The sequence below is a fragment of the Arthrobacter sp. H5 genome (genome assembly GCF_000520595.1).
Classification (GTDB): domain Bacteria; phylum Actinomycetota; class Actinomycetes; order Actinomycetales; family Micrococcaceae; genus Arthrobacter_D.
Genome location: NZ_KI915005.1, coordinates 41,827 through 50,872, shown reverse-complemented (window position 1 = coordinate 50,872; position 9,046 = coordinate 41,827). Strand labels below are relative to the sequence as shown.

At 62.1% G+C, this 9,046-nt stretch carries 9 protein-coding genes; 4 read left to right on the top strand and 5 right to left on the bottom strand.

What is annotated here, in order from left to right; translation table 11 throughout:
* The 4 genes from disA to Y708_RS0114875 form a co-directional block, all read right to left on the bottom strand.
* A partial coding sequence (gene disA / locus Y708_RS25375; RefSeq protein WP_035776508.1) for a DNA integrity scanning diadenylate cyclase DisA occupies nt 1-896 on the bottom strand: 896 nt, incomplete at its 3' end.
* 119 nt (nt 897-1,015) lie between these two features.
* Nucleotides 1,016-2,395 carry a DNA repair protein RadA gene (radA, locus tag Y708_RS0114885; protein WP_028280541.1) on the bottom strand — a complete coding sequence of 460 codons (1,380 nt, stop codon included), beginning with the start codon at nt 2,393-2,395 and terminating at the stop codon, nt 1,016-1,018.
* 43 nt (nt 2,396-2,438) lie between these two features.
* The gene (locus tag Y708_RS0114880) at nt 2,439-3,566 is read right to left on the bottom strand and encodes an FUSC family protein (RefSeq protein WP_028280540.1); all 1,128 of its coding nucleotides are present in this window, start codon (nt 3,564-3,566) and stop codon (nt 2,439-2,441) included.
* A 32-nt stretch (nt 3,567-3,598) separates the two neighbouring features.
* Nucleotides 3,599-4,366: a hypothetical protein gene (locus Y708_RS0114875; protein WP_155853890.1), complete on the bottom strand. Its 768-nt coding sequence runs from the start codon at nt 4,364-4,366 to the stop codon at nt 3,599-3,601.
* Nucleotides 4,367-4,589: 223 nt separating this feature from the next.
* On the opposite strand from Y708_RS0114875, the gene pstS reads away from it, so the two are divergent.
* The 4 genes from pstS to pstB all read left to right on the top strand — a co-directional run bounded on the left by pstS (nt 4,590) and on the right by pstB (nt 8,708).
* Nucleotides 4,590-5,705, top strand: coding sequence for a phosphate ABC transporter substrate-binding protein PstS (gene pstS / locus Y708_RS0114870; protein WP_028280538.1), 1,116 nt, complete (start codon nt 4,590-4,592; stop codon nt 5,703-5,705).
* A gap of 159 nt (nt 5,706-5,864) precedes the next feature.
* Nucleotides 5,865-6,797 carry a phosphate ABC transporter permease subunit PstC gene (gene pstC, locus Y708_RS0114865; protein WP_028280537.1) on the top strand — a complete coding sequence of 311 codons (933 nt, stop codon included), beginning with the start codon at nt 5,865-5,867 and terminating at the stop codon, nt 6,795-6,797.
* Complete coding sequence (gene pstA / locus Y708_RS0114860; RefSeq protein WP_028280536.1) at nt 6,797-7,900, top strand: phosphate ABC transporter permease PstA; 1,104 nt, start codon at nt 6,797-6,799, stop codon at nt 7,898-7,900. Before pstC ends, pstA begins: the two co-directional genes overlap by 1 nt.
* A 28-nt stretch (nt 7,901-7,928) precedes the next feature.
* Entirely contained in the window at nt 7,929-8,708 is a 780-nt protein-coding gene (gene pstB, locus Y708_RS0114855; RefSeq protein ID WP_028280535.1) for a phosphate ABC transporter ATP-binding protein PstB, read from the top strand.
* Between the two features lie 58 nt (nt 8,709-8,766).
* Here pstB and Y708_RS25370 read toward each other — a convergent pair.
* Nucleotides 8,767-9,046, bottom strand: a 280-nt coding sequence (locus Y708_RS25370; protein ID WP_162150484.1) for an inorganic phosphate transporter, incomplete at its 5' end; no start/stop codon positions are given.

Sequence of the window (9,046 nt, the reverse complement as noted above, 5' to 3'; positions counted from 1 at the left end):
TTGATGCCGGACAGAAGCCGGTACCCCTTGGGTTGCACCACAGCCTCAAGTGAATCGTTGGAGGGGTTGAACCCCGCCACACTGGCGATGGTTCCCAGGTCAATCAGGTCCGTGGAGCTGAACCCCTGCAGCGTGGCCAGCTGTTCTTCGACGGACACCGGCTCGGCGCCGATACCGGTGTAGTCACGCAGAACCATTTCGCTGCCGGGACCCAGCCCTGTGGTCAGTTCCTCCACCTGCAGCGAGAGGAGCCGGCCGTCCACGCCCAGCTCCAGGACGTACTGCGAAATTTCCTCCGAGATGCGCCGGACCATTTCCTGCCGTTGAAGCGTCACGGCCACGTCACGCACGGTGACCATGGCCTCGATTTCCAACGCCGACAGGGCACCTGTCACCTGATCCAACCGCGCCCGGTAGCGTTCAAGTGTTGCCAGGGCCTGATTGGCGCGGGCGAGGACCGGTTCGGAGCCTTCAAGAACGTGGCGCAGGCCGTTGACGTACAGGGCAATGATCTGCATGGACTGGCTGACGGAAATGACCGGGACGCCGGTCTGAATTGCCACGCGTTCGGCGGTGCGGTGCCGGGTGCCGGACTCCTGAGTCTCGATCCGGTGGTCGGGGACCAGCTGCACGCCGGCCCGGAGGATGTTGCTGGCGTCCTTATCGCAAACGATCGCCCCATCCATCTTGGCGAGTTCGCGCAGCCGCGTAGGGGAAAAATCGATTCCGATGTCAAAACCGCCGGAACAGATTGCATCCACCGTGCGGTCAAAACCAAGCACAATCAATGCGCCAGTGCGGCCCCGCAGAATACGCTCGAGCCCATCCCGGAGCTGTGTGCCGGGTGCAACGCGCGCCAAAGTCGCCTTAAGTGAGTCCTCTGGACTGCGTACCATCGTCACTTCCTTCCCGAAACGCGCGCGGTGCCGCGCAATACGGGCACAACCGCTCTCAATCCTAGTGTGCGTGGGGCGGAAACCCGTTCACCCGTCAGGGCACCAAACGCGTAACGGTTCTAGAAGAGGAGTTCCAGCGCCTCCGTGACGGTGGTGACCTCCCTTACGGTGAAACCCGCCGGAATGGGTCCGGGTCCATTGGGGGATTCAGGCACGACGGCATGTGTGAAGCCCAGGCGTTCGGCCTCAAGGATGCGGCGGGTAATGCCGGGCACCGGCCGGACTTCACCGGCGAGGCCAACTTCTCCGAAGGCAATCATGCGCGGTGCCAACGGCTGGTTGGTCTTCGCCGAGGCGATGGCAAGGGCAATTGAAAGGTCGGTGGACGGCTCGCTCAGTTTCACCCCGCCGACCGTTGCCACGTAGCTGTCATCCTTGTGGAGCTGCAATGACGCCCGGCGTTGAAGCACTGCAAGCAACATGGATACGCGTGAGCTGTCCAGGCCGCTGGTTGCCCGCCGGGGTTGGGCATTGGAGGTTTCCGCCAACAGCGCCTGCACCTCCGCGAGCAATGGTCTGCGGCCTTCCAGCGTGACCGTGATGCAGGTGCCCGCAACCGGTTCCTTGGTGCGGGACACAAACAGTCCGCTGGGATCCGCGAGGCCCACAATCCCCGAGTCGGTCAGGTCGAAGCAGCCCACCTCGTCGGTGGGACCGTACCGGTTCTTCACGGCGCGCATGAGCCTCAGCCGCGAGTGGCGCTCGCCTTCAAACTGGCACACCACATCGACAAGGTGTTCCAGCAGCCGGGGCCCCGCAATTGAGCCGTCCTTGGTGACGTGTCCCACGAGGAGGGTGGTCATTCCCCGCGACTTCGCGGCACTGATGAGCGATGCCGCCACCTCGCGCACCTGCGTGACGCCGCCCGCGCTGCCATCCACCGCCGCGCTGCTGAGCGTTTGCACGGAGTCGACGATGAGCAGGGACGGTTCCAGTTTCTCCACCTGACCCAGCGCCTGTCCCAGATCCGACTCCGCGGTCAGATACAGCGAATCCGCGAGGGCACCGATTCTCTCGGCGCGCAGTTTCACCTGGGCCGAGGATTCCTCTCCCGTCACATACAGGACCGTTTTACCGAGCCGCGCCACGCGGGCCGCAACATCCAGCAGCAGCGTCGACTTGCCTACTCCGGGTTCGCCGGCCACCAGAATGACCGCACCGGGCACCAGTCCGCCACCGAGCACCCTGTCCAGCTCGCCCACCTCCGTGGGCTGGTAGGCGGCCGTGGTGGCGTCCACATCGGCAATCCGCTGCGCGGGAAGCGCAACTGTTGTTGCCGCCGTCGTTCTCGGTGCACCCGCCGTGGACGTTTCCTCCACGGTTCCCCATGCCTGGCATTCCCCACATCGGCCAACCCATTTTGCGGTGGTCCAACCGCATTCACCGCAGCGGTAGGCCGGTGCTTGGGCGCGGGCGGATCGGGAGGTCTTGGTTGCCATGCCACAAACGTACCCGCTGGGTCCGACCATGTGCGCCGCGCCGCTACAGTTTGGGTAGGTATCCGGCAGCCTCTTCATGCGTGAGCCCCGTGGCTTCCAACAGATCCACCAGCAACGGACGGTAGAGGAGCACCAGACCCTCCCCTTCAAGACGCTGGATATGGAGCACCCGAGGATGCAGGGTGGTGGCGACGGCGGCCAGATCCTCCCTTGCCTGCCGAAGATACAGCTCGCGTTCGTTGGCAGACGAGGCGGACAGCGCACGGGCAAGACCATCCACCGCATCGGCCGTGTCCTCGACCGCCTGTGAGAGGGACTGGACTGCCTCATCGGTCAGCGCAGCGTGGTTGATCACCGATGTGAGCCGGCGCGAGAAAACCCGGCTGTTGCGGACGGCGAGATCAATGAAGCCCACCGACCCGCTGAGTTCGCCCAACTCGCCGCGGTGCCGGCGGTAGGCGGGCGAGATACGGGCAACCTCCCGTGCCGCGCGCATGCTGCCGGATAAGCCGTCCATCAATGTCTGGCAGTTTCGGGCCCGCACCAGCGCATGCCACGCCAGCGTCGAATCGCTGCGGGTCAGCGCACCCGAGTTCTCCCTCAGCACGCCGGCAAGCTCACCAAGCAGCTCCCGCATATTAATTTTGGGTTCACGCCTTGGATCGCGCGGTGCCAGCATGGTGATCACCAGGGCAAACAAACCGCCGACGACGGCGTCCACGCTGCGGGTGAACGGCCCGCCGTCCGGGGCGGGCAGCAGCACCACCAAGAGCGACTGCAGTCCCAGTTGCGTGGAGAAAATGGTTCCGCTGTCCAGGAAGCGGGCAAGCATGATGGAGACAAAAAGTACGACGGCGGCCTGCCAGACTCCAGTGCCGAAGAGGGCAAGAAGCACATCGCCCAGCGCAATTCCGAGGGTGCAGCCCAGCCCCACCTCCAGTACCCGGCGCAGCCGGGGGTCCCGGGAGAACCCCAACGCAATCATGGAGGATGTGGCCGCGAACAGCGGTCCTTCGTGGCCCAGTACCTGTTCGGCGAACACATAGGCGCCCACTGCGCAAATGGTGATTTGGACGGCGGGTATCACAGAGTTGGTGCTCCGCCGCAGCCCTACGCGCGTGCGGTTGCGCAGGAAAGACCGAGCTCGGGTGAAACTGTCGGACGGCGGCATGAACCCCAGTCTAGGGTCGCCGGGGGAGGGCGTTACCGCCGCGACCGCCCGAGCATTGCGAAAGTGGTGACTCCATGCTCAGTGCGCAGCCGCAGGCCGGCCATCGGTGCCACCAGCAGTAGCGCGCCGGCCACCAACTCCATGAGCTCTTCGAGGTGGTAGAGCGCGGCTACCACCGCGGTGGCGGCATCCATCTTGATGAGTTCGCCGGCGAGGAACTCAAGTCCGATCGCGGCGAACAACAGGGTGACGACGCCGAGAATCACCAGCTTGGTGCAATCTTCCGGCAGATTCCTGGCGCTGAGAATTGCCACGATCAGCGTTACCACCGCCACCGGAATCCCGAAGATCAGCCAAACAAACGTGAGATCCTCCACGGTAACGAACTGCGGGGCGATGACATCCAGCCGTTCGTGGAGCCAGGTTCCCTCATCGAGGCACAGGAGCAGGACCATGACGGCAAGGATCCACCACGCCAATGTCCCCCCGGACTTCTGGATATGCGACAGGAACGCTGTGAAAGTGAGAACCGTGGTTGCGGCCGCCAACTGAACCACGGCCACCCAGGTGGGAAAATTTCCTTGGTAATTGACATCAAAATGGACGCTGAAAGGAGTCTGTCCACGCGGCTCTCCCGTGAGGAGGGGCGAAAAGAGACTGAAAGCAACAATCGCCACATGCAGCAGGCCAAGAATCAGGAGCAGACGCTGCCAGCGCGGCGGATGGCCCCGGACGCTCCGGCGTGGATGCCGGTCCTCCGCCTCCTCAGGCGGCGCGTCGTCGGGACTCATCGATGTCATGGAATCCAGAGTATCCGGCGGATTTAGTATGGCGTGCATCTCATCTGGCAAGGGTGTCACGCCCAAATGGGGCAAATGTCCAACTTCCGTTCATGTTCCGTTCACTTGGCCCGTTCAGTCTCTTTACCTGAGGCGCCTAACTTGAAGAACGTACCTCAACGTGTACATCTTCATGAGTGCCCTTGGCGCACTGACTTTCGATCCCTGGAAGGGGCAATATCAAGTGAAGGCTCTTCGCTTTGGCCGCGCAGCGGCAGTAATCTCTGTGGCCGCTCTGGCGCTGACTGCATGCGGCAGCGACAACGCCACCACCCCCGGCAGCGACGGTGGCGAGAGCGCGGCACCGGAAAGCACTGTTTCCGGAACTCTGACCGGCGCGGGCGCATCATCGCAGCAGGCAGCGATGACCGCTTGGAAGGCGGGCTTCGAGGAAGCCAACCAGGACGCCACCGTCCAGTACTCGCCCGATGGATCGGGTGCGGGCCGTGAGGCATTCCTGGCCAGCGGCGTTCAATTCGCCGGGTCCGATGCCTACTTGGACGACGAGGAGTACGAAGCCTCGAAGGAAATCTGCGGCCCGGACGGCGCCATCAACATTCCCGCCTATGTCTCCCCGATCGCCGTGGCATTCAACGTGCCAGGTGTCGAAGAACTCAACCTTGATGCACCAACCATTGCGGCAATCTTCAAGGGCGATGTGGCGAACTGGAATGACGAAGCCATCGCTTCCCAGAATGAGGGCGTAGAGCTTCCAGACTTGGCCATCACGGTTGTACACCGCGCAGACGAGTCCGGCACAACCGAGAACTTCGTCGAGTACCTCTCGGCAGCCGCACCGGACGAGTGGACCTATGAGGTCTCCGGCGACTGGCCGGCAGAGATCGTTGCTGAAAACGCCCAGGGCACCAACGGAGTCGTTTCAACCACCTCGTCAACGGAAGGTGCTGTTACCTACACCGATGCCTCCGCCGTCGGCGACCTTGGACAGGCGCTGGTCAAGGTTGGCGAGGAGTACGTTGCACTGAACGCCGAGGCCGCATCCAAGGCAGTTGAAGTAGCCACGCCGGTTGAAGGGCGCTCCGAGGTGGACATGTCCTTGGACCTGGAGCGGGACACCACAGAATCCGGCGCATACCCAGTGGTGCTGATCTCCTACCACATCTACTGCAGCACCTATGCTGACCAGGAGACGGTGGATCTCGTCAAGGCATTCGGATCCTACGCAATCAGCGAAGAGGGCCAGACCACCGCTGAGGGATCGGCCGGAAACGCACCGATCTCCGAAACCCTGCGTGAGAGTGCACAGGAAGCAATCGATTCCATTACGGTTGCTTCTTAATACTGCCTCGACGCCCCGCCTGGTCTCCGAAGGAGAGCAGGCGGGGCTGTCCGCTGTCTGCAGCCCGCATCGGTTGCAGGTACCTTGTAAGGCGGAGCAGTCCGGTGAAAACTGTTCCCAGCACCCTATCTTGACCGCAACGCGCCGAAAGGTCCCCAAGTGTCCACGAACGCATTGAGAAGGACGGGCGGTGGAGGCCAGTCCGGAGACCGGATATTCTCCGGCGCTAGCCTTGCCGCCGGCTGCCTGATCCTGGGCGTACTGTTCAGCGTCGCGGTCTTCCTGATTATTCAGGCGCTGCCTGTTTTTGGTGCGGACCCCGCTGAAATTACGGGCGGTGAGGGATTCTTTACCTATATCTTCCCCATCGTGATTGGCACTGTGATTGCCGCCGCGATCGCCCTGCTGATCGCCACCCCACTGGGAATTGGTGTTGCGCTGTTCATCTCGCATTACGCCCCCCGCCGGTTTGCTCAGCCATTCGGCTACGTCATTGACCTGCTGGCAGCGATCCCGTCGGTGGTTTATGGCGCCTGGGGTTACTCCGTCCTCGCACCCCAGCTTGCGCTCGCCTATGACTGGCTTGCGCGCAACATGGGCTGGATCCCCATCTTTGAGGGACCCGCTAGCCAGACCGGGCGCACCATGCTGACCGCAGGCATTGTCCTGGCGGTCATGGTGTTGCCGATCATCACCTCCCTGAGCCGGGAGATCTTCCTGCAGACCCCCAGCCTGCATGAGGAAGCCGCGCTCGCTATGGGTGCCACCCGATGGGAAATGATCACCATGGCGGTGCTTCCCTTTGCGCGGCCGGGAATTATCAGCGCAGCGATGCTCGGGTTGGGGCGGGCGCTCGGCGAAACCATGGCCGTTGCGCTGGTTCTTTCCGGCGGAGGCCTGACAGCGAGCCTCATCCAGTCCGGCAATCAGACCATTGCCGCGGAGATCGCGTTGAACTTCCCTGAAGCGTTTGGGCTGAGGCTCAGCGAACTGATCGCAGCCGGCCTGGTGCTCTTTGTCATCACCCTCGCCGTGAACATGATCGCCCGGTGGATCATCAGCCGACATAAAGAATTCTCAGGTGCAAACTAATGGCAAATGCAACCCTGACCCCACGACGGTCGCAGCTTACCAAGGGAAAACTTCCCAACTGGGCAATGTGGGCGGTGCTTGCGGGAGCTCTGATTCTGGGCGCAGCGGTAGCCGCACTCGTAGGATTCAGCATCATCTCCTGGGCAATCTTCTCAGCGGTTTTCTTCATCATCGCGGGCACCGCCGTCACAGGAGTGGCTGAAGGCGGACGCAAAGCCCGCAACCGGCTGGCGCTCTTCCTGATCTACGGCGCATTCATTGTTGCGCTGCTGCCCTTGCTTTCCGTCATCTGGACGGTGCTGGAGAGGGGTGTGCCGGGACTGAGCTATAACTTCCTCTTCACCTCGATGAACGGTGTCACAGGCGCCATTGATAACGAGAGCGTGGCTGAAGGAACCCCGGTGCTGGGCGGGGCCTATCATGCGATCGTCGGTACGCTCCAGATCACCCTGTGGGCAACGCTTATTTCCGTGCCAATCGGCCTGCTTGCTGCCGTCTACCTCGTGGAGTACTCGACCGGCGGCTCGCTGGCCCGTGCAATTACCTTCTTTGTGGACGTGATGACCGGCATTCCCTCAATCGTCGCCGGGCTTTTCGCCGCAGCCTTGTTTGGGCAACTCTTTGGACCGGGGACCCGCACAGGCTTTGTTGCCGCCGTCGCACTGTCAGTGCTGATGATTCCCGTGGTGGTGCGTTCCACCGAGGAGATGCTCAAGATCGTTCCGAATGAACTGCGTGAGGCGGCATACGCCCTCGGGGTGCGGAAGTGGCGAACCATTACCAAGGTTGTAGTGCCTACAGCCATCTCGGGTATTGCCTCAGGCGTGACGCTCGCCATTGCCCGGGTGATCGGCGAAACCGCCCCAATCCTTGTGACTGCAGGATTCGCCAGCTCCATCAACTGGAATGTCTTTGGGGATTGGATGAGCACGCTTCCAACGTTCATCTACTATCAGATCCTCACGCCCACTTCGCCAACCGCCACCGACCCGAGCACACAGCGCGCATGGGCGGCGGCACTTGTCCTGATCATCATGGTCATGCTGCTCAACCTCGTGGCGAGGCTGATCGCCCGCCTGTTCGCTCCCAAGACCAGCCGCTGACCAAACGGTACAACCCCAAAGGATTCACATGTCAAAGCGCATTGACGTCAAAGACCTGAACGTCTATTACAGCAAGTTTCTTGCCGTTGAAGACGTGAACATCAACATTGAGGCCCGCTCGGTCACCGCGTTTATTGGGCCGTCAGGTTGTGGAAAATCAACCTTCCTCCGCACGCTGAACCGCATGCACGAGGTCATTCCCGGTGCCAGGGTGGAGGGCGAAGTGCTCCTGGACGGCGACAACCTCTACGATTCGGCAGTTGACCCGGTCACCGTACGCAGCCAGATCGGCATGGTTTTTCAACGGCCCAACCCCTTCCCTACCATGTCCATCCGCGACAATGTGCTGGCAGGGGTCAAGCTGAACAACAGACGCATCAGCAAGTCCGATGCCGATGCGCTGGTGGAAAAGTCCCTTCGGGGAGCCAATTTGTGGAATGAGGTCAAAGACCGCCTCGCACGTCCCGGGTCGGGTCTGTCAGGCGGTCAGCAGCAGCGCCTCTGCATCGCCCGCGCCATTGCGGTCTCACCCGAGGTGATCCTGATGGACGAGCCGTGCTCCGCCCTTGATCCGATCTCCACGCTCGCCATTGAAGACCTCATCAATGACCTCAAGAGTGAGTACACCGTGGTGATCGTGACCCACAACATGCAGCAGGCCGCGCGGGTATCCGAGAAAACCGCGTTCTTCAACATCGCGGGCACTGGAAAGCCGGGCAAGCTCATTGAGTACGGGAACACTACGGACATTTTCAATGTGCCGTCGGAAAAGGCCACGGAAGATTACGTTTCCGGCCGCTTCGGATAGGCGTCTCGTCTCCCGGTGATCGACCGAGGGCCGCCAGGCCCGCGCGGAGGTCCGGCGCTTAGAGCAGGGGCGTCATCGCGAGATAGAGGATGCCGGCGAGCAGCGCGGTGACCACCGCGGTAAGAATCCATACCAGCAGCACTTTGCCTAATTCACGCCCATGAACTGTGGCGAAACGCTGGTTGGCTCCTGCGCCTACTATCGCGGATGTCATGGTGTGCGTGCTGGAGAGCGGCATCTGGAGAGACAGTGCGCCTACAAAAAGCATGGCGGAGCTGACGCCCTGTGCCGTCATTCCGCGAAGCGGGTCGATCCGCACAAGCCGGCTTGAGAGCGTG